The following is a 26,593-nucleotide window of genomic DNA, read 5'->3' on the forward strand; positions in this document are numbered from 1 at the left end:
CACCTGATCCAGATCCGACACCTGCGCCTATACCAACACCGGTTGCATTGGAAGATTCGGGGTTATCCTCTGTCAGTGAGATTGTAAACGGTACTACTGCTGATGGTTCTACGGTTGCAATCAGCCAAGACGGTAATAGCTTGGTGTTTAGCCTAATTAGTACTGGCATGCTTTACCAGTTCCAAGTTCGTGGGCAAGCTATTGAAGAGACTGCTCCCGGGCAGCCTTCTTCTAGTTCGATTCAGGCATCTTCAAACCACGGGGATAAGTTGTACACCGTGACTGCCATGAAAGACTCAAGCGGAAACGTTACGGCATCTTCAACTGAGGTACAGCCAACATCTACTCCTGCGGCAGCGGCTGGTGGCGGTGGTGGCGGTGCGATAGGCCTTTATGGTTTGTTCGGTATGGCACTGTTGATGTTTGGCTTCCGTCGCAAAGTTAAGTGATTGAAAGTTACAAAAAGAAAAGCTGTCCTTTGGGCGGCTTTTCTACTGCTCCTCATTGGTGATAAGAAGGTTAATAACGGGATTTATAGTTTTTGTAAGATTGATGGCGGGCCGACCCTATGAACGATCTAGTAGAAGGTTTGTTTTAAGTAAGTTGATGCATTTATCACCTTTATTTGATTCGTCGTTGTCCCATCGATGTTCCCAAAAGAAATCATTCCCGCAAAAAATTATGGGCCCAGTATTCATGCGGGTTCTGGGGTATCGAAGAAATTGATTTTGCGGGAAATTTTTAGTATTAAGCTATTGATTTTAAGGCGTTTAGCCTCGGCCTGTTAATCCGCAGGTCCCTGGTTCGAGTCCAGGTCGGGGAGCCAAATACAAGAAGGCCCACAGCACTGTGGGCCTTTTTCGTTTCGCATCTGTTTCAATTCAATTGGTCGCCTCATGGGTTAGTCCTTTTGAAGGGACTCCATGAATTCAGCTTTGTAATATTCTCCAAATTTATCTGCCACGGTTCAAATCTTCGATATTGGCCATGGCAACGCTGTTGACTTCACTCGACACTGGAGAACAATAAGATGAAGCAAAGTACCAAAGCGACTCACTGTGCTTGCACGCCGATTCCGAAATGGCTGAAGTTTGTCACCTGCCTTTTTCTGACATGGGGATTAACAGCACCTGTTAAAGCCAGCGATGTACCGCCTGTAGGTGCCGGCCTGAAGCAGGTGCTCACCAGCCTGCCGATTGCCGGTATCAAGGACGAATTGCAGAGCATGGTGGGCACCTTGAAAAAAACCGGTTGCGGCCCCGGTTTCAAGGGCTGCTACATGACGCAATCGGGGCCTCTGCAGCTCTACTTCTTCACCAACGGCGAAATCGAGCAGACCCTGTTGCTGGTGGTCGACAAAAAAGTGGCCATGCCCCATTTGCTGGGCGAGAAAGTGCAAAAGGTGATGGGCGAGACCTCGTTGAATGCGCCCATCCTTTCCATATCCACGACCGACTTTGAACTCGACAACATACGCATGCCACCGGCGCTGCAGAAGATCGTGCGTGACAAGTATTTCAACATCAACACCCTGTCTTTTTCCAGCGGTGTTCAGATGGCCGCTCGGGTCAATCTGGGTGGGCGCATCAAGATGCAAATGGAATCTTTGGGCGTGGATGCCAGCAATATGATGATGCGGGCAGCTGTGGTCATGCCCATTCCTGCGGATCTTGCGAGCGCGGCAGGCGGTGGTGCTGCAGCGGTCGCACAAGCCAAGTCGCTGCGGGAAGCCGGGGCTGACGCAGTGAAGCCAGAATCATTTATCGAATTCCAGTTTCCGCCGAATGCGAACCTCCAGTTGATCATGCCGAAGGTACAGCTGGCGGACGCGGTTTTCTTCCTCAATAACGAACTGGTGTTTGGCTACAAGGGCAATGCGCGGTTCGAGGGGGCCGAGGACAAGAACATCATCCTGAATTTCCAGACGCCGCTGGGCCCGGAAGGCGCCATGGATCTGGCGGACTTCTCGTTTCGCATGGCGACGCCAGCCAGCCTTACCATGGAAGATCAGGTTCGAGTCATGGTGGCCATGGCTTCGCCCGACCCACGTTTGGCGAAATATGGTGGCGGCTTTATCCGCAATATTCAATCGTTCAAGGCCCCTTTGCTGGCAATGACCAAGCCGCTGTCTATGTTTCAGTTGAACAACCCGACACCGCCACCGCAATACCGATTTGGCGACAGCAGCAAGCCGTTCCCCACCGACAACAAATACTTCAATGTGGTTCTGCTCGGCCCGCTGGCCGAGGGTGGGCCGCTGCTGAAGGTGGCTGGTGACGTGACTATTTTTGGTCAGAAAATGGGCTGGTTGTATGCGTCGGCAGGCAAAGCGGGGTTGATCGGCGACGCTGGTGAGCAGGTCACCCTCAAGCTTGGCCCCTTGGGCAAGGTTCCGTTCAAGTTGCAGGCCACCACAGCCATCAATGAAAATACGCAGAACATCACCTTGGCGGGCAATGTTGCCGGCCAAAAGATTTCCATCGGGATGGATGCCAATTCCATGACGGTGGCAGTCAATGCCACTTGCGTCAATCCGTTCGAAATCAAAACGAAAGTGGAGATCAAGCCCAGCACCAACCTGGCTGACGTGTTCGAAGGGCAGGGCGGTGTCAATGTGGACCCCGGCAAAATCAGCGGTTGTATCGGCAAGGAGCTGGAGGCGGCTTACAACAAGATCGCAAGTGAGTACAAGCATTTGAGCGGCTACACCGCGAGCGCTGCCCAAGCGGAGCTGAACAAGATCAGCAATGCAGCAAATCAGGCCTATGAACAGACCAAAAAAGAGGCGCAGAGGGCCGCCCAAGCGTCGATTGATGGAGCTACCAAATTGTGGTCGGGTGGCACCAATGCAGTTGTCAGCGCAGTCGGCGGCTCTGTAGGCAAGCCGGCGGATACGTCGCACGTACATTACGATCGCAGCGTCTTTAACTGGGATTATTACTATGACAAACACCCTGAACTGGTCGCAAAGAAAGTTGACCTGGTGGCGCATTGGGGTCAGACCGGCTATCCAGCCAAGTGGCGGGGCTCGCTCGAGTTCGACATGGCGTTTTACGCGAAACATCCAGACGTCGTGAAGATGTGGGGCACCAATCCCGATGCCAAGGCTTTGGTTTTAGATTGGGTAACCTTTGGCATCGAACGTGGTCGCCAGGGCAGCGCGGACTTCGATGTCACCTCCTATCTCGCACGCTATCCGGATTTGCAGCGGGCGTTTGGCGCGAACAATTACGAGGCGGCATTCATCCACTGGCTGGACCACGGCAAGGCGGAGGGGCGCGACGGCAGTCCCGGTGCGTTTTCCCAGACACCCCCTGCGGGAAGCGTGCGGGTCGGCGGCGGCGGCGGCAGCGCCTGGTCGGACGATGTCGTGTGCAAGGGGCAGCACGTCACCGGCTGGCGTGTGTACAGCGGCAAGAAGGTGGACTTGTTGCAGTTCAAATACCCTGGCGGATGGGGGGAGGCACATGGCGCCAACAGGGCTTTCAAGGAAGAGGTGCTGCTGGCACCAGACGAATACGTGGTGCGCGTGAGCTACCGCGGCAGCGACGAGGTGGAAGGCGTCATCTTCTACACGAACACCGGCCGGACCCACGGCAACTATGGTTCCAGCAAGATGAACGGCGAGTACAAGGTGACTCCCGGCCAGAAGCTCGGGTGCATGTCGGGTCGCTCGGGCGACCGCACCGACCAGCTGATCTTCCGGTCGACGGATTATGCGACAAATCCGTCCCAAGTCTCTGTGGCAGTGCCTAAGAAGCCGAAGATAAAGGTGCCAAAGACGCCTAAGTAGCCGCAGTACCCGCCTTTTTGCCAGGTCTGAAAGGTGGTGCCTTGGGAAACTGGAAAACGCCCGAAGGAATTTCCACTTCGGGCGCTTTTTCACTGGTCCACACATGGGCCATCGGGTTGAATTCAAAAGGTGCTTCCAGCTTGTCAGCCGCCACACCCAACAGACCGGTTAACACATCCACCGTGGCATACAAAAAACCGCTGCACCGACTGCACCGCCGGTATTGCTTGGGCTTGCCGGAGCCGCCAGTCATTTCAATCGGGTCGAATTGCCCTTGGGCACATTGTTCTTCGGTCTTGAAGAAAGCGATGTTGGTATAAGGCAGGCCGCTGATGGCCTGGCAATCCCGGCAATGGCAGACCAGCTGTGCGACTGGCGCTTGGGTGAAGCTGACGGACAGTTGGCCGCATTGGCACTGTGCGCGGAAGGTGTTGTTCATTAAGCAATACCTACAATTGAACGATGGGTTGACAGTGCCGCTTCACAGAGTGGAGGATTTTTTGGGGTACTGCATCCGGATATCCTCACTGAAAAACAATTGACCGTCACGCGTTTTAAATCTTCGCGCGCTCGCAAAGTGAAAACTCATGCGTTCAGCCCACTGTGCATCATCAAGCAAACGAAGATCAGCATCGTCATATCCTTGCTCGCCCGGCTTTTTTAGAAAGCGGTCAAACCAGGCCAGCGTGTAGTGGGTGATCATGGGCTTGGCCCAACCACCCTCGCAGGCATTGTTGTCTGTTTTGGGGCACCAAGAGCTTGCCGGTAGGGCGGGGCCTGGTGAATAGTCAAGGTGTGTGCTACCCGCAATTGTGATGTTGTAAACAGGTACACCGGCGGCAACCCAGTCCTTAAAACCTGCCAAGTGTTCTTCTCGCGGCGTATTGCGTACAAATGGTGCGGGTGTGAATCCGTATTCTGAAGTGAACCCAAGTGCGGGCACACGCGGGCTGACCGGTGGCGCGCCTTCTGGATTGATTAGGGTACCCACGGGTAGTGTCCCGGTTACCGTTTGAGTTGAAAGCAGGCTGGTCAATGTTGCACTGGCCGGGGTGTTGCGGGACCCCAAAGCATCCCAAGCCACAATTGCTTTCAGCGGATTGGTTTTGCTGAGCAGGCCTGGCCACGGTTCACTGTCTTCTGCGCCATAGCTTTGTACCCAGGTCACACCAGCCGCGCCATAGGAGTGGCCAGCTGCGCCAATTCGCGTCTCATCCAGTTGCTGGTGAAATGGGTTGAATGCTTGTGTGACTGTGGGGTAGGTGCCTTTGCAACTCAGTTCATGCGGGTAAGGTTTGCTTGGAGAAGACATTAGAAAATCAATGTCGTTGACCAGCCCTTCGAAGAACACCGCCCCATTGATATTGCCACCCTGTTCGCCGGTTGGCGTTGCGAAATCAGACAAGCCCTGACCGCGTGGGTCGTTGGTCAGCACCATGTAGCCAGCCCGCACCAATTCCTGTGCTGCCCACCAGTAGAGTGCTTCGTTGGCTTGGACAGAACCGTTTTTGATGATGACAGCGGGCAATTTGCGATTGCCAGTGTTTCTTGGTTTCCAGACTTGTCCGGAAATGCGTGCACAGCCTTGGTCGTAATACACCACAGGTAACACTTCAGCTTGCTGGGTGTAAAAAATATCGCCGTCGGGGCCGCTCACACCTGGGTAGCGAAAAGGGTCGCCCACGCAAGGGCCAGCGCCACCTGCACACAGGGGCGTCAGTCCGGTGTTACCAAAAGCAGGCGGCAAGTTCCAGCTGGGGTCTTGCGCGCTGCGTTGCAACACGGCTTGAATGTTGGTGGCGCTTTGTTGCAATTCGCGAGACACAAAGGCGGGCATTAATTGCTCAATATTGGCTTCCAAGGTTCTGGCGACATTGCCCAGTTCACATTGTAGAAGTGCTGCTGAGGGGTAGGTGGCTGTGTCGCAACTTAGGTCAAGTTCTAGATTGGCGTTGTTGGCTGAGACCTGGCTTGCCGATATTCCCGTTGAAGAGTTTGCGACAGTGGTTTCTTCGGTGCCGCAGGCGGCAAGAAGAGCCGCAACGGTGAGTGATAGTAAACGGGCAACTAGGGTGGCGCTCACGGGCAGTCTCTGTACAGGTGTGGTTAGGTCTATTACCTCAAGGGGTAACCATTCAGATTCGACGATGGGTACTAAACAATCTTGTCTTGGAATTGTTTGATCGCATAAGTGGCAGCTGGCGACTGTGATCTGCTACTTAAGTGAACGATGGCAATATTGCTGAACAGCGGCGGAAAATCGATGATGTCCAGTTTCATCAAGCTACCTTTGTCCAGCCAAGGTTTGGCGGCAAGTTCTGTAGAGGCCACTATGGTGTTGGTGCTCAAGGCGATTTGATGCAGCAGGTTCACGTCGTCGCATTCCAGTGCAAGTTGCGGCAGGTTGCGGTTGTTTTGCCCCAACAATTGGCCCAGGCCGGCCTTCAGCATGTCTGGCAATTTAACTGACGCAATGCCGTATTGCCAGGCGGTTTCGAACCGATGACACTGGCCCACGAGTGGGTGCTGGCTGCGCGCATACAAATGGCCGTACTTCCGCATCAATGGTTGAATATTTAAATAGGGTGCGGCATTGACTTCGCCGGTGTCGGCCACGAAAAAATCGATTTCCTCTTTCAACAACAAGGTCAACAGGTTGGCCGGGTTGTCGATTTCAACACGCACTGAAACTCGAGGAAATTCGAGGCGAATTTTTTCAATCGCATGTCCAGCCAGTGTGGCTGCGGGAAAGGGCCCCACACCAAACACCAATTCTCCAACCTCGCCTTGTTGATACAAGCCAAGGTCGCGTTTCAGTGCTTTTGCTTCGAGGACCAGAGTGCGCGCACGTTGAATTAGAAACTGACCTGCGGGCGTGGGGCGTATTTCGCCGCCTTTGCGCTCGAAGAGCAGCAAGCCTGTTTGTTTTTCAAGCGATTGAATGCTGCGACTGAATGCAGGCTGACTTAGGTGAACCTTTTGCGCAGCTTTCGCAAAGTGGCGTTCTTCATCGAGTGCCAAGAGATGTTCAAGTTGATGAAGATTGGTCATTTTAATGCATTGATTGCATTGATAGTGCATTTATTATGCATTGGACGAATTGTGTAGACAAGCTTACATTGAATATATTGACCAATTTCCCGGGGCTGAACATGCAAATTTCGGAATTCCAGAACGTGCTTATCTTGATCGCCATTGCAGGTTTTGCATTGATGGAGTTTGTCACGCGCCGATACCAGACCACGGTAAATGCCACCGCCAATGACACCAAGCTGGAGTTGTTCATGTTCATCAGCCTGGTGGCACTCACCCAGCCACTTGTTATTCTGGCGACGCAGAACATGGGCGAAGCATGGTTTTCGCAATGGCAGGGCATATGGGCAGACTGGCCTTGGTGGGCCATGTTTGCCGTGTTGCTGCTGGGGGATGATTTAACGCAATACCTGTGGCACCGGGCTTCGCATTCGCCCTTGCTGTGGCCATTGCACCGCGCTCACCATTCTGCGCAGTACATGAGTGTACGAATGACCTTTCGCAACAACTTTTTTTACTACCTGATGATGCCTGGTCTGTGGATTGCCGGTGCCTTGCTTTTTCTGGGCTTCGGCGGTTGGGTGTACGCCGCTTATTTAACCCTGAAATTGACGATTATTCTTGGCGCGCATTGTTCGTGGCGGTGGGATGAGCCTTTGTACAAAATTCGCGCCTTGCACCCGCTGATGTGGCTTCTAGAGCGCACCATTTCAACACCGGCCACGCACTGGGCGCACCATGCACTCACGAACAAAGACGGAATTGGACACTACACCGGCAACTTCGGCAATATGCTTTTTTTGTGGGACATTATTTTCGGCACGGCCCACATCACCCGCAAGTACCCTGACCACATTGGTTTGATGGATGATCGCATTCACGGGCAGGAACATTGGGCACATCAAATGTTTTATCCGCTTGCCCATTCCAAACGGGCCGATTCTGCTTTGCGGTTCGGCGGCACCATTTACGATGAGAACAAGAATTCAAATTAGGCATTCAGGTAGCTCACCACCATTTCAACCAGTTCCTTTTCCAGCTCCGCGTCGGTGATAAAAGGGTTGGGTTCGCTGATGGCCCGAATCATGGTGAACACAATGGCGTTGGCAATAATGAAGCTGCGAATGTGAAGCCGTTCTGGATTGTTGGCCAGCGGATTTTTCAACAGGTACATGCGCATGAAATCCAACAGGGTGTCTTGCAGCAGGCGCACCACGTTTTGTGTAGGCAGGCGGTACCAGTTGCGCACCAGTTCAATGGCCAGGCCGTCGTCGGCACGCAAAAAGCCCATGCCAAAGTGAACCGACTTTTCGACCATGTCGCGCAGGTCGGTGGTTTTCAAAAGCACCAGCGTGTTCAAGCCTGTTCGCAAATTCCGGGTTACATCCTCCAGAAGTGCTTCAACCAGGTCTTCGCGTGAATCAAAGTACTGATAAAGCGAACCCACGCTAACCCCGGCCAGTTCAGCCACATGGTGGGTGGTGAACTTGTCCATGCCATGTTCTCGAACCGATTGCGCTGTAGCCTCAACCAGGCGCGCCACCAGTTCTTTCGAGCGCTGTTGTTGTGGAATTTTGCGCATGGTGTTCAGAATTTGCCGATGTAGAAGTCCCGTTGAATTTCATTTGCACGCGCGGGGTTGTTGGCATATTGGGTGAAATCGGAAATGCCTGTTTCGCGCAGAACTTCCTCATCCAGCCAACTGACCTTCGATGAAAAACGGTCGCGCTGGTTGATCAACTCAAAGGCCGCATCGGCCATTATCTCGGGTTTGCGAGACACATTCAAACCTTCTTCGCCGCTGAACATGCCCACCGCCGCAGTCGCAATCAAGGTGGCTGGCCACAGTGTTTTTACTGCAATACCTTTGGCTTTCACCTCTTGCTGAAACCCCATGCTGAGCAGTGTCATGGCGTACTTGGTGCTGGTGTAAGGGATGAAAGCACCTAGCCAGCCTTCGTCAAGATTCATGGGTGGGCAAAGGTTCAATACGGTGCCCTTGCTGGCTTGCAAGTGTGGCAAACATTCGCGCATCGTAATCAAGGGGGCACGGGTGTTCAAAGCATGCATCAGGTCGAATTTTTTGGTTTCAGTGATGCCCAGTTGGGTAATACCCAAGAAGCCAGCATTGTTGACCAACAAATCAATGCCCCCAAACTGTTGCACGGTGGCTTGTACTGCTCGCTTGATTTGCTCCTCATCCCGTACATCGGTCGCAACGGGCAGGGCGTTGCCCCCTGCTTCACGTACCTCTTGTGCCACAGAATGAATGGTGCCTGGCAGCTTGGGGTTCGGTTGGTCTGACTTTGCCGCAATGGTAATGTTGGCGCCTTCGCGGGCCAGTCGTAAAATGATTTCCCGACCAATACCACGACTGCCGCCGGTGATGAACACGGTTTTATTCGCCCAGCTTCCCATGGTGTCTCCCTTGTTTTTATTCAATCAAACGTTCAGTTTAATACGACTTATTGTTCGTATTCAATTCGCGTTGATAGAAATTGGGGCTATGGGTTGCTCGGCTTGTCGTTGTTGAAGTTCAGCCACGGCAATTTCTTGCGACTTGCGACCCAGCTTGCGGTGTCGGGCTGAAAGCCCAGGCACACAGCGGCTCAACAAGTGCAATAAGGCTCTGGCCGGTACAGCCAACAGGGCAATGAACGGGCCGAAAGGTGCGCGCAGCCCCAGCTTGTTAAACAGGCGTGGCCCCAACAAATACCAGGAGGAACTCAAGTGCTTTTGGTGTGCATAGTGCCTGCGCAGTGTTTGCAGCGAGGTGTAGTTGCGGCTTAACGGTTCACCGGCCAGCGCTGTGGCTAACCTGTGGGTTGACTCGTCGGGTGGGGAATGGGTGAATAAAAATTGTCGAAGTGCAATCAGTGCCTGTGTTTCGGTGTCCACAAGCCATTCTTCTTTCACGCCCATTTGCCAGCCAATCAGTTTCCACAATTGCATCACCGCTCTTGAATCGCGCGGTGTCACGACGATGCCCATTTTTCTCAAGCCAAGCAGCATGACCACGCTGAATCCCAAATAGGTGGCGGCCATGTCAACCTGGTTGATTGGCAAACCCCATTGGCTCGAATCCCAGTCGGAACTGTTTCGCAACTGGTGGCGAACCAAGGCATGCATCCACCGCACGCGAAGCGTGGCAATAGCTCCGGGGCCACCTGCATGGTTGGCACGTGGGTTGACCACTTTCAGCCACCATTGTGCAGTGCTGGCCAGCCGGGGCGCTGCACCTTTTTCAAGTTCACCTGTGAGAATCAAGGTTTTGTTGAACGCCACCATCAAGTAGCCGCCCATCAGCGCCATATCGCGCAACACATCGGTTGCAGCCCGCCCGGTGCTGTGAATAAACTGCACTCCTTCTTCAATCAATTTCCAGTCTACCCACACGGGGTTGATGCAGGTGGATTGAATCAAGGTGTGGAGCGCATCGCTGCCTTGAAAGGCCAGTGGATCGTCTGCGTGCAGTGCTTGGTGAAACTCTCTCCAATCGGCTTTGTGGGGCGATTGCTCAATGCGGGCTTGAATATAGCAATCCATTGCCGGGTCGCCTTCAAAAAGGCCGTGGTGCAGCCTTGCGTATTCCTCGGGCGTGGGGGCGAATGGCCGGCCCAAGAGTTTTCGAATGAGCCAGGGTGTTTTAATTTGCGTGAAATGGAATGGTCTAAGCCGTGCGGGGTGTGGATGATTTATGGTCGTCATGGGGCATAAACACACAATGTGAATGCCCCAGACTAAAGCGAATTTTTAGTCGCATTCAAGTCGCATTTTGAAACCATCGCCTGTCCATTGCGATCATGTCGAATTCATAGCGATAAAACACGTAGTCTTGAGCAAACAAGTCCTGCTCAAGTGCATGCATTTCGTCTGCGTTCAGGTTCACGATTTCAAGGTTGACAATGGTGGGTCTGAACTTCGAGAAATCGAGTTGTTTGAATACTTTGTAGTCGTATCCCTCGGTGTCGATCTGAAATACATCAATGTGAGGCAATGGGTTGCGCTCAATCAGTTTCATCAAGGGCATGCACTGTACTTCTTCCACTGTGACGTATTGTTGATAGTCTTTTAATTTGGTGTCACTGAATGTGGACATGCCTTTGAGCCAGTCAGGCAGCTTGTGTTTCACAATCACTTCAGGGGCAATGCGATACAGTGGTTTGGTTTCTACCTGCTCGGTAATCGCGACATTTTCAAACACAAGGCCAGAGCAGCCCTGGTAGTTGTTGCGTGTGCGCTCCAGCATGTCGGGTAGGGGTTCAACCAACACGCCGTGCCATCCAAAGTTGCGAATAAACGGATGAATAGGGTCGTAGCTGACCCCGTCCATGGCACCCACTTGAATAAACTGAACCGGTTTTTTTTGGTGGCTTATGGCCAGGAACGCATCGTTGGGGCTGGAGTAAGGCAGTTGTCCGTGGCGCTGTTGCAGGGCGCGTTTGTAATCGGCGTAGGCACCCGCTGCGTGTTTTTGGTTGGTCACTACCCAGGTCAGCGCATTCTCGCCATGGTTTACGTCCATCAACCTGTCTGGCGCAATGCTGGCGAATTGTATTCCCCATTGGTGTTTGTTCGCCTCGTGGTGGCAGGCCGACAGGGCAATTTGATCGAGAAACCAGAGTGATTTTCCTTTGCGCAAATTGTCTTCAATGAAGGCGACTACCTGTGCAATATAGCGTTGTGCTGCGGGGGTGTTGTTCAGGTACACCATACCAGCGGCCACATGCTCCCAGAAAGGTGCTGCCTTGGGTTGGCAAACGATGACATCGTTGTCACTGGCCAATTCACCGATGGTTTGCCTCCAGGGTTTACGCCACAGTGCATCGGCATCCAGCAAAATAATGGGTGCGTCGAAATGCGCAAGCAATGCCTGACAGGCAGCAAACCGGCGGGTTGCAAATTCAACCACCTTGGTCGGCGATTTCAAATCGATTGGCTCGGACGTCGCAGTTATTTCAAGCTGCGGGTATTTTGCGACCAATTGGTGCACGCCCTTTACCACGCTGGCATTGGGTGTATACAGGTGAAAGTGAATCAGCAAATCGGCCTGGTTGTGTTCAAGTACGGAGTACACCAAGGCCAAGGCGTGCTCGTAGAAATATTTGTCATCACAGGCAATCAGCAGTGTGGGTTTGCTGCGGTTTGCGCTACCGGGCGCAATCAGCCATTCGTATGGAAATGCAGAATGGAGGGGTTCCGGTGCATTGGCAAGGCTTGCGAAATCAACTGGTTCATCGGGCAGTGCCCCCAGCTTGTACATGCAAGCCATACTCATCAGCTTGATCAGTGAGTTGCTTTGATGCGCACCCGAATCAACAAGCTTTAACAGGTAGGGCAACGCGTCTTCATAGCGTTCTTCCATGGTGTAAACCATGGCCACAATTTGTTGCAGGTGTGGTGAGGTGTCGACTACTTTTTCATTTTTGCGAACCAAGGCCATGGCCTCGTCAATTTCACCAATGCGATACAAAATCTGAATGGCATTGATCAGGTATTTCACGCTGGGCACTTTTTGCAGCACGCGCATCAGCCCGTCGCGAATCCCTTTTTTGTAGGCTGCAGGCAGCGGGCTTTGAATGCCATTGCGATGTTTATCCATCGACAAATGAGATTGCGCAATCAGCATGACCATTTGTTTGAGTGCCAAGTCTTTTGCAGCGGGTAACCCAGACTGAAAGTTGTGTAGCGCTTCAGCGCAGGATATGGGGTCGCAGGCACTGGAGTCGATCAGGGCGATCAACTTGTCCTTGGGTATTTTTCCAAATTCATCAAAAAAGTAGGTTTTCACCAGAATGTCGCGATAATACTGGTGCATTTCCTGAGTGCGCTTGAATTCAGTCACGTGCTGGCTCCTGAGCCTGTTACTTGGGTGTTGTTCACCACAAGGATAAGCTCGGGGCCGGTCTGTTCAAAACCAGAGAAAAGGGGGAATGCCGGTTCAGTGCGTTAGTTCAGCAATTGGGCTGTAAGTCGCCTGGCAATTGGGGCCAACATGTAAATGGCAGGTACGGCAGCCAAATAGCCGATGACATAGGTTTTGCCCCAGGTGGCCAGAAAATTACTGCCGAAACCAAAATTGCTGGCAGTAGTAACGAAGGTGACAATGCCCACCATGAGAAATCCCATAATGAGAGCAAAGACCAGCTGGAATAGTTTTCCGGGTTGGGCTTGGGGTACGGCGTTCATGTTGTGTTGTGGAGGTTCTCGAACTTGGGCATTTTAGCGACAATTGTGGGCGGTCACCCTCAGGGTAAACACCCTCATTTTTATCAACAGATTGGCTTTTTTAATGGATGTAGTGTTCATGGTGTTTCGTGTGGCCGTGGAAAATCGAACGACAGCCGTGTTCGGCACAGGAAGGCATGTGCTGGTGGATGCCTCGGGCGCCGGACAGGGGCGTTACTGCATGGCAGCGGTGTGCCTGGAGAACGGCGAGGTTGTGCAACTGCACAGCAAGCCTTGTGAGGCGTTTAGTTCGGTGCTGGCCGAGCAGGAAAGCATTGAATGGGCTTTCACCTTATGGCCCCACGCCTTGGTATGGAACGACTGTATACCCGCCATTGAAGCAGTATTGGATCAGCAACCCGCGTTGGCTGGGCAATTGTATTGGCCCACTCCCCGCATGCGAAAGCCTTTTCACGACATGGTGCACAGTCTGTCGGTCAAGGCGCGGGGTGTGGCAATACCCGCTCAATGGAATTACGCTTTCACCACGCCTGGGTCGGCCCGCTCGATAATTGACTTCACATTCAAGCCTTTGGGTAATGCACCGTAGTTGTGGTGGCCCTGTGCCGCCAGGCGGCTTGCACAAAATGCCTCGCTGACCGCATCGGGCGCATGGCGCACCAGCAGCGATGCCTCAAAAGCCAATGCCATTTGATCCACCATGGTTCGGGCGCTGTATTGCAGGCCGTGCATGTCAGCAGGGTTCAATTGCATGAATTGGTCGTTCAATCTGTCCAGGTATTGGTCCAAAATTGAATTGCCGCCACGCGCCTTATTCAGTTCGGCATTGAAGGCCATGAGCACGGCTGGTGTTTTTCCAATGGCGCGAAGCACATCAAGGCATTGCACATTCCCGCTGCCTTCCCAAATCGGATTGATCACGCTTTCGCGGAACAGACGTGGATAAATCGAATTTTCCATCACGCCACTGCCACCAATGCACTCCATGATTTCGTAGCTGTGTTGCGGCGCGCGTTTGCAAATCCAGTACTTGCCCACGGCGGTGGCCAGCCGCGCCAGGTGTGCTTCGTGTTCGTCGCTGTCTTTCAAATCAAGTGCGCGGGCCATGCGCATTGAAAAAGCCATGGCACCTTCGTACTCCAGCTGTAAATCCGCCAGTACGTTTTGCATCAGCGGTTGATCAATCAGCTTGGCACCAAATGCCGCGCGCTGTTTGCAGTGGTGAATGGCGTTGGCCAAGCCAGCGCGCATCAGGCCTGCTGATGCACCCATGCAGTCAAAGCGGGTCAGGCTGACCATTTCAATAATTGTGGGTACGCCGCGCCCCTCATCGCCAATCAGCCAGCCCTGGGCACCGCGAAACTCCACTTCGCTGGAGGCATTGGATTTGTTACCCATTTTGTCTTTCAGGCGAATCACGTTCAATGCATTCTTGGTGCCATCGGGCAACCAGCGTGGCACTGCAAAGCACGATACCCCTGCAGTAGTTTGCGCCAGAATCAAAAACACATCGCACATGGGTGCCGACAAAAACCACTTGTGGCCCACCAGGGAATACATTTGCCCGGCACCGGGCTGGTTCACTGGTGTTGCCACTGTGCTGTTGGCCCGCACATCCGAGCCCCCCTGTTTTTCGGTCATACCCATGCCCACAGTAATAGACAGTTTTTCATCGACGGGCAGGTTGCGGGGATCGTAGCCGCGATGCAGTATTTTTGACTCGAAAATGGCAGCCACTTCAGGTTGCAGGCGGAAACTTGGAATGGAGGCAAAGGTCATGGTGACGGGGCACCCATGGCCGGCCTCCACCTGGCTTTGCATGAATGCCTTGGCGCCGCGCACCACATGGGCACCCTCGCGTGGGTTCGTCCATGGCTGGCTGTGCAGGCCTTCTTCCAGGGCCGATTTCATCAATTCATGGTAAGCACCGTGATAGCGCACGGAATCGACCCGGTTGCCGAACCTGTCGTGTGTGTCCAGTTCAGGGGGGTATTTATTCGCCAGAAAACCCAACTCAAGGTACTCGGGTTTGCCACATTTGTCGCCAAAGGCCGCGATTTCTGGAATTCCCCAGGCACCACCTTCGCGCTTCACGCCTTCAAGCAGCGCCGCATCGGTGGTGAACAGGTTGTAGCTGTGCAATTCGCTGGCCACATTCTGTACTTGATGGGTTTCGCCCACGATTGGGCTGGCTTGCAGTTCTTTGGCGGTTTTCATGGCGTTCATCCCTGTAATTTTTGGCTTATGTTCTAATAATTACTTAATTAAATCATAAATGCAAATATTTGTAATTATCTAATAGCCTATTTTAAGGTTGGTATCCCACCCATTTTGTGCTGGTTTTCTGTACAGCGCTATGGTAGAACGAAGGTGTGCTCACCACGGAGAAACACCATGGCAACAACGCATCAAGTAGAAATTGATTTGAACACCCTTGTGATGTTGGTCAATGAAGTTGCCAAGGAGGACCCACTTGATTACGGGGACCTGGCCGTGGATGAAATGGCGCTGCGCCATTCTTGTTGTCTGGGCGCGTTGAATATTCTTCAAAATGCCGCCATGTTCAAGGCAGAAGACCTTATCTATGTATTGCTGAGCTCTATGGCAAAACTGATTGAAGAAAATGTTTTGTTGCATACCCAGAATGTGGAACGGGGTGAGCAAATACGCAGCGAACTGGTGGTTCAAATACTGGACCGTGCCAAAAAGGGGCACTGAAATCCTGCACCCATCAAACACTCAAGTTTCAGCGCAAACTGCCGTTATCAGAATTACAGATACGGAGAGAATAAATGGATGTTTCCCCAGCAGCCATGGTGAATGCCACGGTACAAATGCAGCAAGCACAGTCGATTCAACAAGGCCAAATTGCGGTGTTCAAGAAAACCATGGACATCGCAGAGTCTTCCGTGGCACAGCTTATTCAGTCCATTCCCCAGCCCCCAGCATTGGCCACCAGTGGCAACTTGGGTACCCGCCTGAACGTTTACGCCTGAAGATTGGCTGCAAGGCCGGTCAGGCCTTCGTAGCCAACATCAAAAAGCTTTGCCTGGCAGCTTGTTCCAGTTGCTTTCGGCTAAGGCTTGGGTCGTTGTCTTGAGCCAGTTGTGAAACCAAGCCGTGAATTTGCACCACAATCATGGCAGCTCTCAACTTGTATTCCGCTTTGCTGATCTTTGGCTCCAAGCCGTAGATCAGTTTGAAGATTTCTTTTCTTTCCCGGGCGTACACCGCCTCGACCAAACGTGCTGCGAATGGCAAACGGTTTGACAAGGCATAAATTTCTGCCAGCACACCGAAAGTTTCGGGTCTGCGGATTTCAATCAGAATCAAGTCAATAATGGTTTTAAAACGCTCAAGCTGGCTTTTGTCACTCATTGCGTTCATTACTTGCGCAACAGCAGCCTGGTAGTTGTCCATCACATAGGTCAGCAAGGCTTCAATCAGTGCTTCCTTGTTTGTGTAGTAATGCTGCACCGTACTTAGCGAGATGCCCAATTGCGTGGCCACGCCGCGCATGCTCAGACCCGCATAACCCTCGGCGGCCAATATAGCTTGGGCGGTGCTAAGAATTTCCTGCGAACGAATTTGACCTTTGTCTGTGGTGGCGTGTGTGTTCATGGGCGTACTTTAACTCAAATTTTGTTTCAAACGTGGGCTTGATTGTTGACAAATAGGTCATGTGACCTATAATCATTTCACGACATTCGGTCATGTGACCTATAACTTTGAGAGTGTGAAGAGACAAATGAGATACCCCAAGCCCAGCTGGATGAATTCCGACCTCGAACTTTACCGTTCCAACGTTCGCCGTTTTGTAGAAACCGAGATCAAGCCCAACCAACACAAGTGGGCCAAGCAGCAGCATGTGGACCGTGAATTGTGGAACAAGGCCGGCGAAATGGGTTTGTTGTCGGCGGATATTCCTGAAGAATATGGTGGTGCTGGTGGTGATTTCACGCACATGGCTGTGTTGTTTGAGGAACTGGCCTACAGCGGTGATCGTTCCTTCGGTGTGCATGTACACGCCATTGCAGCCCAGTACATTTTGAATCACGGTACGGAAGAACAGAAACAATACTTCCTGCCCAAAATGGCAAGCGGTGAAATGATTGGTGCGATTGCCATGAGTGAGCCCGGTGCCGGTTCAGACCTGCAGGGTATTCGTACCAGTGCCGTGAAAGACGGCAATCACTACGTGGTGAATGGTTCGAAGATTTTTATCTCCAACGGTTACCTGGCCGATGTAATTATTCTGGTCACCAAAACCGACCCTTCCGCCGGTGCGAAAGGTACCACGTTGTTGTTGCTTGAAACCAAGAAAGCAGAGGGTTTTAAGGTAGGCCGTATTCTGGAGAAGCTTGGGCAGAAAGGGCAAGACACTTGCGAACTGTTCTTTGACAATGTGCGCATTCCAACCCAAAACGTATTGGGTGCAGAAGGCATGGGCTTCATGCAGCTGATGGTTGAATTGCCCTACGAGCGTTTGATGCTGGGCGTGGGTGCGATGGCTGCCATTGAGATGGCCATTGAAATTACCCTGGAATACACCAAAGAACGCAAGGCTTTTGGTAAATCGATTTTCGAGTTCCAGAACACGCGTTTTAAAATGGCCGAACTGAAGTCTCAAGCGGTGGTGGCTCGAGCTTTCATTGACAATTCGATTGAGAAACTGGTGGCTGGTAAGCTGGATGCGGCGACTGCATCGATTGCCAAATTGCATTTGAGCGAGCTGGAATGCAAGGTGATTGATGAATGCCTACAGTTCTTTGGCGGTTACGGTTACATGATGGAGTACCCGATTGCACAAATGTATGCAGATGCCCGGGTGCAGCGTATTTATGGTGGTTCAAGCGAGATCATGAAAGAGATCATTGCCCGTTCGCTTTGAGCAGAACCGGCTGAAAAAGAACCCGCCTTCTGGCGGGTTTTTTTATGCCCGTACTCCCCCGCAAGTAGGGGGGATCCCCTTTTTTCAGACACTATTTTTCGTCCTTTCTTGCCGACAATAAGTCATGGCTTTGGATTAACCCATCGGGTTGACCCAGCAATTCTTGCCTTGATCAAGCAGTTTGATTCCTGAATGACAAGCAGTTCCTCATCGGTTTCTAGATCACCTAAATAGACAAAGAAAGCCTTCCTGAAGTACGAACGACCCATTCATTCAATGGGCGATTCGTCACCGCCAAGCCATTGCAAAGAACACTTCTATTTGTGGGAACTCAAATGAAATTGACGCTGAAAAAATTACTACTGACCGCCTTTGTGGTCACCTCCATTCTTACGGCCGCAGTTGGCGGTCTCGGTTTGTATAACATGAACCAGATCAATGACGCGTCACGCGCAATTTATGATCGTGAGTTGATGGGCCTTTCTTACATCAAAGACGCCGGTATTCATCGCGCCGCGGCCGCGCGGGATTGGCGAACCATTCTGATTGCCAAAGATGAAGAAGCGCGCAAAAAGGCCCGTGCGGGTCTCGAAGGACGCTTTACCAAGCTGGAAGAGGTCATTGAAAAAGCGGATCCGCTTTTCATTTCTCCTGAGGGGCGTGAATTGATCAAACAGGTTCGCGAAAAACACAAAAACTGGTTAAGTGCGACCCGTGCTTTGGCAGACGCAGCAGAGAAAGAGCCATACATGGTATTGCCAGCCGAGTTTTTGGCCACTTGGAAAGTACAAGGCCAGCATGCAAAGGAAACGGATGCACTGTTTGAGCAATTGACTGCCAACAAGGAAGAAAATGCCTTGAAGACTGTCGGTTTTATTGAAAGTTTGTACGAATCATCCAAGTGGACATTGACGGTGTTTGTGCTGTTTGCTTTTGCAGCAGGCATTGCCTTGGGCTTCTTGATTACCCGAAGTGTGATGCGACAGATCGGTGGAGAGCCTTCCTATGCAGGTGATTTGGTGAAACGAATTGCTGATGGCGACATGACCGTCGATATTCAACTGGCCAAAGGTGACACCACCAGTTTGCTGTACGACATGAAAAAGATGACTGAACGACTGGCTGGTGTTGTAACCGAAGTACGCGCCAGTTGTGACAGCCTGGCCACGGCCAGCGAGCAGGTCAGTGCAACTTCCGGCAACCTGTCGAATGCAACAAGTGAGCAGGCTGCCAGCGTTGAAGAGACCACTGCGTCGATTGAACAAATCAGTTCATCCATCACCCAGAACTCGGACAATTCACGCGTTACATCGGACATTTCAACCAAGGCTGCTCGCGATGCAGAAGAGGGTGGCAAGGCGGTTGCAAGCACTGTAGAAGCCATGCGAAGCATTGCTGACAAAGTCATGATTATTGATGACATCGCCTATCAAACCAACTTGTTGGCATTGAATGCAGCCATTGAGGCAGCCCGTGCAGGCGAGCATGGCAAAGGGTTTGCGGTTGTGGCCACTGAGGTTCGCAAACTGGCTGAGCGCAGTCAGGAAGCGGCGCAGGAAATTGGCAAACTGGCAGAGTCCAGTGTGGATGTGGCCGAGAAAGCTGGCACTTTGTTAAACAAGATTGTGCCCGATATCAAGCGCACCAGCGATTTGGTACAGGAAATTACCGCAGCCAGTGACGAGCAAAAATCAGCGGGTCAACAAATCAGTTTGTCAATGACCCAGCTCAGTCAGATCACCCAGCAAAACGCCAGTGCAAGCGAAGAATTGGCGGCCACAGCCGAGGAAATGAATGACCACGCAGCCCAACTGCAGAACCTGGTGGCTTTTTTCAAGACCAGCAGCCAGCAAATGAGCCGCATGAGCAAACCAGCGCGTGGGAAAGTAAAGCAAGGCAATACAGTCGCGAAAACCGATGATGAATTTGGTGAATTCTAATCTGCATTCGCGTACTGGAGTCGATCATGAAATTCATGAAAAAATGGTTTACAGGTCGTGGCAAGGCGGGTGGTGCACAGTGTACTGAAGAAAGGCTTTCCGCCTTGGCTACTGAGCATGCGAAGGCAGAAGCCTTGATTGAAACAAGTCACTTGAACCTCAAGGATTTGGCTGAGCGATGGGCACCCACTTTGTGCTCGCAGTTAAACACTGCAAATGGGCAAATGGAACAAGGCGTTGTGAAACTGACCTCGGCTTTTTCATCCATCCATGAGCGCTTGAACGAAACCATGAGCCTGGCTACAGAGGCCGCTGGCATTATTGGTCAAGCGGGCGGGTCAGATCAAAGTTTGATCAACCAATCCCAGTCAAGCCTCGAGGCCATGCAGCACAAGATTCGCCGGGCCTTTCTGGAGAAAGCCGAGTTGATGGAAGAAGTGAAAGGTTTTATCGCTTCAACCGAAGAGCTCAGCAAAATGGCTTCAGCAGTGGAGGATCTTGCTGCCAAAACCAATTTGTTGGCCCTGAACGCTGCTATTGAAGCTGCGCGTGCCGGTGAAGAGGGACGCGGTTTTTCGGTGGTAGCCGATGAGGTCCGGAAACTTTCAAATCAGTCTGCACAAACCGGGCAGCAAATCCGTACCCGTATTCAGCAAATTGCAATTGCCGCGAGAAAAGCCAGTGAAGGCGCCATTCGCATGGAAGCCTCTGATCAGGACTTGCTATCTGATTCAGATCATACCTTCAAACAGGTGATTCAACAGTTTGAGGCGGTGACGCGCCCCTTGCAAAGTGCCAGCGATGGCATTGTGAAAAACACCGGTTATGTCAGCAATGAACTCAGTGCTGCCATTGTTCATTTTCAGTTTCAGGACCGTGTCAGCCAGATCATCGGCCATGTGGATCACAGTTTGAAACAGTTTGGTGAGCAATGCACAACCGGGCTGGAGGCGATCTCGGTGGGCGAATTGATGCACACCCTGGAGAGTGGATACACCATGGCTGAAGAGCGTCAGAACCACGGCAGTGGCGCTACAGAGAACAAAGCCGCGAAGTCCGGAAAAGCAGGCAGCGATGAGCTGACTTTTTTCTGAATCAGGAGAATTGAGCATGAGTAAAACAGTATTGGTAGTTGATGATTCCACCTCACTGCGTCAAGTGGTGGGCATGACTTTGAAGTCTCAGGGTTTTGAAGTGATAGAAGGTTGCGACGGCAAAGACGCATTGACCAAGCTGGACGGGCGCAAAGTACATTTGATCGTGAGCGACTTGAACATGCCAAATATGGATGGTTTGAGCTTTGTAAGGGAGGTTAAAAAGATGCCCGACTACAAGTTTGTACCCATCATCATGCTGACCACTGAAACCGACGACACATTGAAAGCACAGGGTCAGGCGGCAGGTTTGAAAGCCTGGATGGTCAAACCATTCAAGCCTGAGCAAATGCTGGCCGCTGTCAACAAGCTGGTGGCTTAACTGCTGCGCCACAGGAGGGTGAACCATGGAACATACTATCACCGGGCAAGCGCAGGTGTTGCGCTTCAATGCCTTGACGATTGCGCAGGCCAGCAACAACCTGAACCAAATTTCAGTTGCACTGGAAACCGCAGAAACCTTGCTGTTGGATCTTTCTGCATGCGACGACATTGACACCGCAGGTCTTCAACTGCTTGCAGCCATTCGACTCGATCCGATGTTTCAAAACAGGGTCGACTGGACTGGGGTTACACCCGAGTTTCTGGCCAAGGCAGAGCGACTCGGTTTGAGTGAATTGTTGGTACCTGGCAAGCGAGGTTCTGATGAGCACTGATATTGATCTGGACTCCATCAAGAGTGTGTTTTTCGCTGAGGCTTACCAGTTGTTGGCCGATGTGGAAAATCTGATTCTTCAACTGGAAAAAAATCCCGAAGACCTGGAATTGCTGAATGCAGCTTTCCGCGCCATCCACACCATCAAGGGCAGTGCGGGGGTGTTCGGTTTTGCAAACATTACTCACTTTGTTCACGATCTTGAAACCGTGTTGGATCGCGTGCGAAATCAGGAACTTCAATTTGATTCTGCGTTGGGTAATTTGGTGCTGGCTTGCTGCGATCAGGTTCACACCTTGGTTGAAAGTTTGGAGCATGGTGTTGATGCAGCTGATCTCGATCAACAGTGTGTGGCTAAGCAAGCCGGGCTGACTGGGCAGTTGAAGGCCTATTTGCTGGATGAGCCAGCGGGCGCCGTGTCAACAGGTACAAGCCAGTGGCAGATACAGGTTGAACTGGGCGTGGACACATTTCGCGATGGTTTTGATCCTTATTCGATTTTCAACTATCTGGCAAAGTCAGGAAAGTTCAAGTCGATGGAGCCTCAGTTACAACACATTCCAAAATTAGGCGAGTTTGATCCTGAATCTTGTTTTCTTGGGTTCAAAGCAATTTATGAAACAGAGCAATCGGAAGCAGAGATTCTTGATGCCTTTGAGTTCTTGCCCGACGAGTGCAAGGTGTCTGTGACTTCTGCTGCCGTGGCTGCTCCTGTGACCGAAGAGAAGAACACGGTCTCAGAGCAAGTACGCGAGTTGAAAACTGCGGCCAGAAAAGCGCCAGTCAAAGCAGCCACTTCCACCATTCGAGTGCAGTCCGACAAACTGGACGCGCTGATCAATTTGGTTGGTGAGCTGGTAATTGCCAACGCGGGTACCGTTGAGCAAGCGCGAAAGTCTCAAAGCTTTGCCCTGTTGGAAGCCACTTGTGCAGTAGGTGCCCTCATCGAAGAAATTCGTGATGGTGCTCTGGGTTTACGCATGGTTGAAATCGGTGAATGTTTTCAGCGTTTTCAACGTGTGGTGCGTGACACAGCACAATCCTTGGGCAAGGAGGTCGACTTGATCATTCAGGGCGAGGAAACCGAACTGGACAAGTCGGTGGTCGAGAAAATCAGCGACCCGCTGATGCATTTGGTTCGCAATGCCATGGACCACGGGCTTGAAACACCCGATGAACGTCTGGGCGCTGGCAAACAAGACAAAGCCAAGCTGACACTGAATGCCTATCACGATGGTGGTCATATTGTGATTGAAGTCAGCGACAACGGTCGGGGTTTGGTACATGAAAAGATTCGGACCAAGGCCATTGAGAAAGGCATTGTGTCGGCCACACAGTCATTGAGTGAGTCGGACATCAATATGCTGATTTTCGCTCCAGGTTTTTCAACGGCGGCAGCAGTCACTGACATCTCGGGACGTGGTGTAGGTATGGATGTGGTCAAGCGAAACATCGAGGCACTTCGCGGCACCGTGAATGTTCGCTCCAAAGAGGGTGTGGGCACTACATTTGAAATTCGCTTGCCCCTTACGCTTGCAATTATTGATGGTTTTCAAATTGCCGTTGGAAATAGCGTGTATGTCATTCCACTGGCCTACGTGCGCGAATGTGTAGAACTGACAGGCCAGGGCGGCGGCAGCGATGCAGTGGACTTAAGTTACGACCTGCGAGGCGAATACTTGCCTTGCATTCGTCTGCGTAAAGTGTTTGGTGAAACAAGTGACAAGCCCAAGCGCGAAAACATCATCGTGGTAAGCCATGGCGGGCTGAAGGTTGGCATTGTGGCTGATCGTTTGCTCGGTGAATCTCAAACCGTCATCAAACCCTTGGGTGGTTTGTTTGAAGGCAACCCCGCTGTCAGCGGCGGCACCATTATGGGCAACGGTGAAGTGGCTTTGATTGTGGATATTCCAAAACTGATCAGTGAAGTGGGGCAGTCCATCACTCGCAGTTTCATGGGAAAAAACTGAATCTAAAGGAATGGAAATGAACGCAGAAATCAAGCAGTACCTAACCTTTCAAGTGAATCAACAAAAACTGGGCGTAGAAATTTTACGCGTCAAAGAAATTATCGAACACGGCAACATCACATTGGTACCCATGATGCAGGCTTGCATCAGCGGTGTGATCAATCTGCGCGGCGCAGTGGTGCCGGTCATTGATTTATCGTCGCGATTCGGTCAAGGCAAAACTTCAGTGAATCGCCGCACCTGCATCGTGATACTTGAATCAAGCGTACAGGATGAGTCGCAGGTAATCGGCTTCATGGTAGATGCAGTCAACGCCGTGGTTGATGTGTCCAGCGACTCCGTGAACCCGCCACCCCAGTTTGGTGCTGGTGTGAATACCGATTTTCTGAAGGGCGTTGGGCGGGTAGGCGAGGAGTTTGTGCTACTTTTAAATGTAGAACGCCTGATGGATTTCAATATTGATCAGGACGCTTTAACACAGGCATCAGCCGGCATCGAAGAGGAAGCCATTGCGGGTGCCTGAACTTCTTTCAGGAAACTTTTTTTGATGCGATTCGCCGCCTGTGCCTTGTTGATGTTGGCCAATATTCAATCGGCACAAGCTGGCCGCCCCATTGAAACCGACGATGCGTCGGCTGCAGAATTCAGAACCTGCCAGCTTGATTTTTGGACCGAATCATCGCGAGAACTGCGACAAGACAATTTCAATGGTGGTTGTAACTTGTTGGGCCAGGGCGAGTTCAGTCTTGGGCTGGGTAGGGTTCATGGGAATCAGGAAGATCAATTCCTATCTTCGCTTGGTTACAAACATATTTTCAAGACTTTACGAGCGACTCTCCTGGGTTCGGCCTGGCGGCCAGCAGAGAGTGGGGGCGCCTGAAGTCTACCGATGAGTCTTCACAAGAAACACTGCTGACCACGATTGCATCTGTGCCTTTGAGGGGCGAGGATTTATTGCTTCACCTAAACCTTGGGTATTTGCAATACAGTGACCAAACCCAGAATGACAACAGTATTTTCAAGGCCGCGGCGCTCGATTATTCACTCAACGAGCGAATCGGGTTTTCGGTTGAAACTTATTCAGGTGTCGAAGACGCTTTGAGTTGGCGGATCGGTGCGCGCTACACTCTCATTCCTGATTTTTTGCAGATCGATGCCAGCTATGGCAGTGACTACGGCACCTTTCAAAATGCCAGGGCATTCACCTTGGGTTTCGGAATTACGCCTGGATTTTGACAGGCTTAAATATTCTTGATCACCATCAGAATTGCGACCACGACGCACATTGCACCAAATGCTTTTTTCAACTGGGTACTTGGCATTTTGTTTGAAACCAAGCGGCCAAACAACATGCCACACAGCGCAGCGGCTGCAAAGGTAATACCTATTTCATAGTTGAAGACACCAGCGCCAACGCTGTTCAATACCCCGAAAGTTGAAACAATCGCAATCACTGCCAAAGAGGTCACCGTGACTGATTGAACGCTTAAATTGGTGAAGCGTTGCAAGGCGGGCACCAACACAAATCCGCCACCCACACCCAATAAACCCGATAGAAAACCCGCCACGGCACCCGAGAAAACAAGTGCCCGTGCACATGGCCAGGTCCAGATGAAGCGACCGGTTTCCGGACTTCGAATGCAAGGGCATTTACTTTTTTCGGAATCGGGTGGTGCATCAATCACATTCATTTCCGAATTGGCGGCCCCCCGAAATGCATTGAAAGCAACCCACAGCAGAACCACTGAGAAGGCCAGCCCCAGTGCCTTGGTGTCTACTTGCTGGGCCACCCAAAAACCAACTGGCGATAGCAGCAAGCCAACAAACCCCATAAGGCCAGCCGCCTTGTAACGCACCTCGCCTGCCCGCAAACCCAAAAAAGCGCCGAGTGTGGCTGCCAGGCCCACTGCCAGCAAGCCGATTGCAGACACTTCTTGCACGGGCAGCCCGGTGGTGAAAACCAGCAAAGGTACCGCCAGCACTCCTCCACCAGCGCCAGTCAGCGCCATGACCAAGCCCACCAAAAGCCCCAAAGCCAAGGTACCAATCATGCGAATGCCTGTTTCAAAAGTTGTCTGGGGATGTGTTGAATGTCGTACATTTTGACAGTGTGTGCCCGGATACAGTATTGCAGGCGACAAAAAAGAAAGATGTGTCTATTATATGCGTAGTTGCGCATATATAGAGCATTGAGGTTAAAAGATGATTTTCAAACAGCTTTTTGAGCCCGTATCCAGCACCTACACCTATTTGGTGGGTTGCGAACAAACCGGGCAGGCCGTGTTGATTGATCCGGTAGTGTCTGTGATGGAACGAGACCTCGCCGTGTTGAGTGAACTCGGTTTAAAACTGGCCTACACCCTGGATACGCACATTCACGCTGATCACATTACTGCCGCGCTTGAGCTGAAAAGCAAGGTGGGCAGTAAAATTGCTGCGCCTGCTTTTGATCGTTTGCCTTGCACCGACCATGCGATCGAAGAGGGGCAGCCATTTGTGGTGGGCAGCGTGCAAATTGAACCGTTGCACACCCCTGGTCATACCGATGGCCACTTCTCTTATCGCTTGGGAGAACGCGTCTTCACCGGGGATGCCTTGTTGATTGATGGTTGTGGGCGAACTGATTTTCAGAATGGTGATGCACCCACTTTGTACAAAAGCGTGAAAGAGAAACTATTTTGCTTGCCTGAAGATACTTTGGTCTATCCTGGGCATGATTATCAAAATCGACGGGTTTCTTCGATTGGACAAGAGAAAAATCGAAATCCTCGCTTGGGTGATCAAAAAACGCTCGAAGAGTTTATCGAAATCATGGGCAATCTGAATTTGCCTTATCCCAAGTTTATTGATTATGCAGTTCCAGGCAATCGTCTTTGTGGAGTTTGTCCCAGCCATTTGCCGGAAGAGCTTGAAAAATATTGTCAGCAGATTACGGAAAGTAAACAAGGCTGATTCAATGATTGAGTTG

26 protein-coding genes and 1 pseudogene are annotated in these 26,593 nt (G+C 51.7%); 16 read left to right on the plus strand and 11 right to left on the minus strand.

What is annotated here, in order from left to right; genetic code table 11:
• Positions 1-449, plus strand: a pseudogene (locus B4N58_RS08675) (hypothetical protein); the annotation flags it as partial.
• Between the two features lie 581 nt (positions 450-1,030).
• Positions 1,031-3,793 (plus strand): jacalin-like lectin, encoded by a 2,763-nt coding sequence (locus B4N58_RS08680; protein WP_291748231.1) that lies wholly within the window; start codon positions 1,031-1,033, stop codon positions 3,791-3,793.
• Here the strand turns inward: B4N58_RS08680 and B4N58_RS08685 are convergent.
• The 3 genes from B4N58_RS08685 to B4N58_RS08695 form a co-directional block, all read right to left on the minus strand.
• The gene (locus B4N58_RS08685; protein ID WP_291748234.1) at positions 3,786-4,232 is read right to left on the minus strand and encodes a GFA family protein; all 447 of its coding nucleotides are present in this window, start codon (positions 4,230-4,232) and stop codon (positions 3,786-3,788) included. The two genes, B4N58_RS08680 and B4N58_RS08685, sit on opposite strands and share 8 nt — an antisense overlap.
• Before the next feature lie 42 nt (positions 4,233-4,274).
• Positions 4,275-5,876, minus strand: coding sequence for an alpha/beta hydrolase family protein (locus B4N58_RS08690; RefSeq protein ID WP_291748237.1), 1,602 nt, complete (start codon positions 5,874-5,876; stop codon positions 4,275-4,277).
• Between the two features lie 71 nt (positions 5,877-5,947).
• On the minus strand, positions 5,948-6,844 hold the full coding sequence (locus B4N58_RS08695; protein WP_291748239.1) for a LysR family transcriptional regulator: 897 nt from the start codon (positions 6,842-6,844) through the stop codon (positions 5,948-5,950).
• A 101-nt stretch (positions 6,845-6,945) separates the two neighbouring features.
• Here B4N58_RS08695 and B4N58_RS08700 point away from each other — a divergent pair, with 101 nt between their 5' ends.
• On the plus strand, positions 6,946-7,821 hold the full coding sequence (locus B4N58_RS08700) for a sterol desaturase family protein (protein ID WP_008253205.1): 876 nt from the start codon (positions 6,946-6,948) through the stop codon (positions 7,819-7,821).
• Here the strand turns inward: B4N58_RS08700 and B4N58_RS08705 are convergent.
• From B4N58_RS08705 to B4N58_RS08725, 5 genes are all read right to left on the minus strand, one after another.
• A complete protein-coding gene (locus B4N58_RS08705; RefSeq protein ID WP_291748243.1) occupies positions 7,818-8,408 on the minus strand; it encodes a TetR/AcrR family transcriptional regulator in 591 nt (196 codons plus the stop codon). The two genes, B4N58_RS08700 and B4N58_RS08705, sit on opposite strands and share 4 nt — an antisense overlap.
• Before the next feature lie 5 nt (positions 8,409-8,413).
• Positions 8,414-9,244, minus strand: coding sequence for an SDR family oxidoreductase (locus B4N58_RS08710; RefSeq protein WP_291748245.1), 831 nt, complete (start codon positions 9,242-9,244; stop codon positions 8,414-8,416).
• 60 nt (positions 9,245-9,304) lie between these two features.
• Positions 9,305-10,447, minus strand: a complete 1,143-nt coding sequence (locus B4N58_RS08715; RefSeq protein WP_291748248.1) for an oxygenase MpaB family protein — start codon at positions 10,445-10,447, stop codon at positions 9,305-9,307.
• Between the two features lie 142 nt (positions 10,448-10,589).
• Positions 10,590-12,671, minus strand: coding sequence for an FkbM family methyltransferase (locus B4N58_RS08720; protein ID WP_291748250.1), 2,082 nt, complete (start codon positions 12,669-12,671; stop codon positions 10,590-10,592).
• A 104-nt stretch (positions 12,672-12,775) separates the two neighbouring features.
• Entirely contained in the window at positions 12,776-13,015 is a 240-nt protein-coding gene (locus tag B4N58_RS08725) for a DUF2798 domain-containing protein (protein ID WP_291748252.1), read from the minus strand.
• A 103-nt stretch (positions 13,016-13,118) separates the two neighbouring features.
• On the opposite strand from B4N58_RS08725, the gene B4N58_RS08730 reads away from it, so the two are divergent.
• Positions 13,119-13,604 carry a hypothetical protein gene (locus tag B4N58_RS08730; RefSeq protein ID WP_291748255.1) on the plus strand — a complete coding sequence of 162 codons (486 nt, stop codon included), beginning with the start codon at positions 13,119-13,121 and terminating at the stop codon, positions 13,602-13,604.
• Here B4N58_RS08730 and B4N58_RS08735 read toward each other — a convergent pair.
• Positions 13,529-15,232 carry an acyl-CoA dehydrogenase family protein gene (locus tag B4N58_RS08735; protein WP_156799661.1) on the minus strand — a complete coding sequence of 568 codons (1,704 nt, stop codon included), beginning with the start codon at positions 15,230-15,232 and terminating at the stop codon, positions 13,529-13,531. The genes B4N58_RS08730 and B4N58_RS08735 overlap by 76 nt on opposite strands.
• 177 nt (positions 15,233-15,409) lie before the next feature.
• Between B4N58_RS08735 and B4N58_RS08740 the strand changes: the two genes are divergently transcribed.
• Together B4N58_RS08740 and B4N58_RS08745 are read left to right on the plus strand one after the other, a co-directional pair.
• Positions 15,410-15,733 (plus strand): hypothetical protein, encoded by a 324-nt coding sequence (locus B4N58_RS08740; RefSeq protein ID WP_156799662.1) that lies wholly within the window; start codon positions 15,410-15,412, stop codon positions 15,731-15,733.
• Between the two features lie 74 nt (positions 15,734-15,807).
• Positions 15,808-16,011 (plus strand): YjfB family protein, encoded by a 204-nt coding sequence (locus B4N58_RS08745; RefSeq protein ID WP_008251056.1) that lies wholly within the window; start codon positions 15,808-15,810, stop codon positions 16,009-16,011.
• A 19-nt stretch (positions 16,012-16,030) separates the two neighbouring features.
• Here B4N58_RS08745 and B4N58_RS08750 read toward each other — a convergent pair whose 3' ends face one another.
• On the minus strand, positions 16,031-16,636 hold the full coding sequence (locus B4N58_RS08750) for a TetR/AcrR family transcriptional regulator (RefSeq protein ID WP_291748261.1): 606 nt from the start codon (positions 16,634-16,636) through the stop codon (positions 16,031-16,033).
• Between the two features lie 127 nt (positions 16,637-16,763).
• Here B4N58_RS08750 and B4N58_RS08755 point away from each other — a divergent pair, with 127 nt between their 5' ends.
• The 9 genes from B4N58_RS08755 (at position 16,764) to B4N58_RS08795 (ending at position 24,861) form a co-directional block, all read left to right on the plus strand.
• Positions 16,764-17,906 carry an acyl-CoA dehydrogenase family protein gene (locus B4N58_RS08755; RefSeq protein WP_040513244.1) on the plus strand — a complete coding sequence of 381 codons (1,143 nt, stop codon included), beginning with the start codon at positions 16,764-16,766 and terminating at the stop codon, positions 17,904-17,906.
• 335 nt (positions 17,907-18,241) lie between these two features.
• Positions 18,242-19,846: a methyl-accepting chemotaxis protein gene (locus B4N58_RS08760; protein WP_291748265.1), complete on the plus strand. Its 1,605-nt coding sequence runs from the start codon at positions 18,242-18,244 to the stop codon at positions 19,844-19,846.
• Between the two features lie 26 nt (positions 19,847-19,872).
• Positions 19,873-20,940, plus strand: a complete 1,068-nt coding sequence (locus tag B4N58_RS08765) for a methyl-accepting chemotaxis protein (RefSeq protein WP_291748268.1) — start codon at positions 19,873-19,875, stop codon at positions 20,938-20,940.
• A gap of 16 nt (positions 20,941-20,956) precedes the next feature.
• The gene (locus tag B4N58_RS08770; protein ID WP_008251063.1) at positions 20,957-21,322 is read left to right on the plus strand and encodes a response regulator; all 366 of its coding nucleotides are present in this window, start codon (positions 20,957-20,959) and stop codon (positions 21,320-21,322) included.
• A 25-nt stretch (positions 21,323-21,347) separates the two neighbouring features.
• Positions 21,348-21,656 carry an STAS domain-containing protein gene (locus B4N58_RS08775; protein ID WP_291748273.1) on the plus strand — a complete coding sequence of 103 codons (309 nt, stop codon included), beginning with the start codon at positions 21,348-21,350 and terminating at the stop codon, positions 21,654-21,656.
• Positions 21,646-23,625, plus strand: a complete 1,980-nt coding sequence (locus tag B4N58_RS08780) for a chemotaxis protein CheA (protein ID WP_291748276.1) — start codon at positions 21,646-21,648, stop codon at positions 23,623-23,625. The genes B4N58_RS08775 and B4N58_RS08780 overlap by 11 nt, the downstream gene beginning before the upstream one ends.
• Positions 23,626-23,641: 16 nt before the next feature.
• Positions 23,642-24,148, plus strand: coding sequence for a chemotaxis protein CheW (locus B4N58_RS08785; RefSeq protein WP_291748279.1), 507 nt, complete (start codon positions 23,642-23,644; stop codon positions 24,146-24,148).
• A 24-nt stretch (positions 24,149-24,172) separates the two neighbouring features.
• The gene (locus tag B4N58_RS08790; protein ID WP_291748282.1) at positions 24,173-24,505 is read left to right on the plus strand and encodes a hypothetical protein; all 333 of its coding nucleotides are present in this window, start codon (positions 24,173-24,175) and stop codon (positions 24,503-24,505) included.
• 74 nt (positions 24,506-24,579) lie between these two features.
• Complete coding sequence (locus B4N58_RS08795) at positions 24,580-24,861, plus strand: hypothetical protein (protein WP_291748286.1); 282 nt, start codon at positions 24,580-24,582, stop codon at positions 24,859-24,861.
• Positions 24,862-24,866: 5 nt separating this feature from the next.
• Here the strand turns inward: B4N58_RS08795 and B4N58_RS08800 are convergent, their stop codons facing one another.
• Positions 24,867-25,676: a sulfite exporter TauE/SafE family protein gene (locus tag B4N58_RS08800; RefSeq protein ID WP_008251069.1), complete on the minus strand. Its 810-nt coding sequence runs from the start codon at positions 25,674-25,676 to the stop codon at positions 24,867-24,869.
• Between the two features lie 151 nt (positions 25,677-25,827).
• Between B4N58_RS08800 and B4N58_RS08805 the strand changes: the two genes are divergently transcribed.
• Entirely contained in the window at positions 25,828-26,577 is a 750-nt protein-coding gene (locus tag B4N58_RS08805) for an MBL fold metallo-hydrolase (RefSeq protein WP_008251072.1), read from the plus strand.
• The last annotated feature ends 16 nt before the right edge of the window (positions 26,578-26,593 follow it).

The organism is Limnobacter sp. UBA3528, from assembly GCF_002377005.1.
GTDB lineage: Bacteria > Pseudomonadota > Gammaproteobacteria > Burkholderiales > Burkholderiaceae_B > Limnobacter.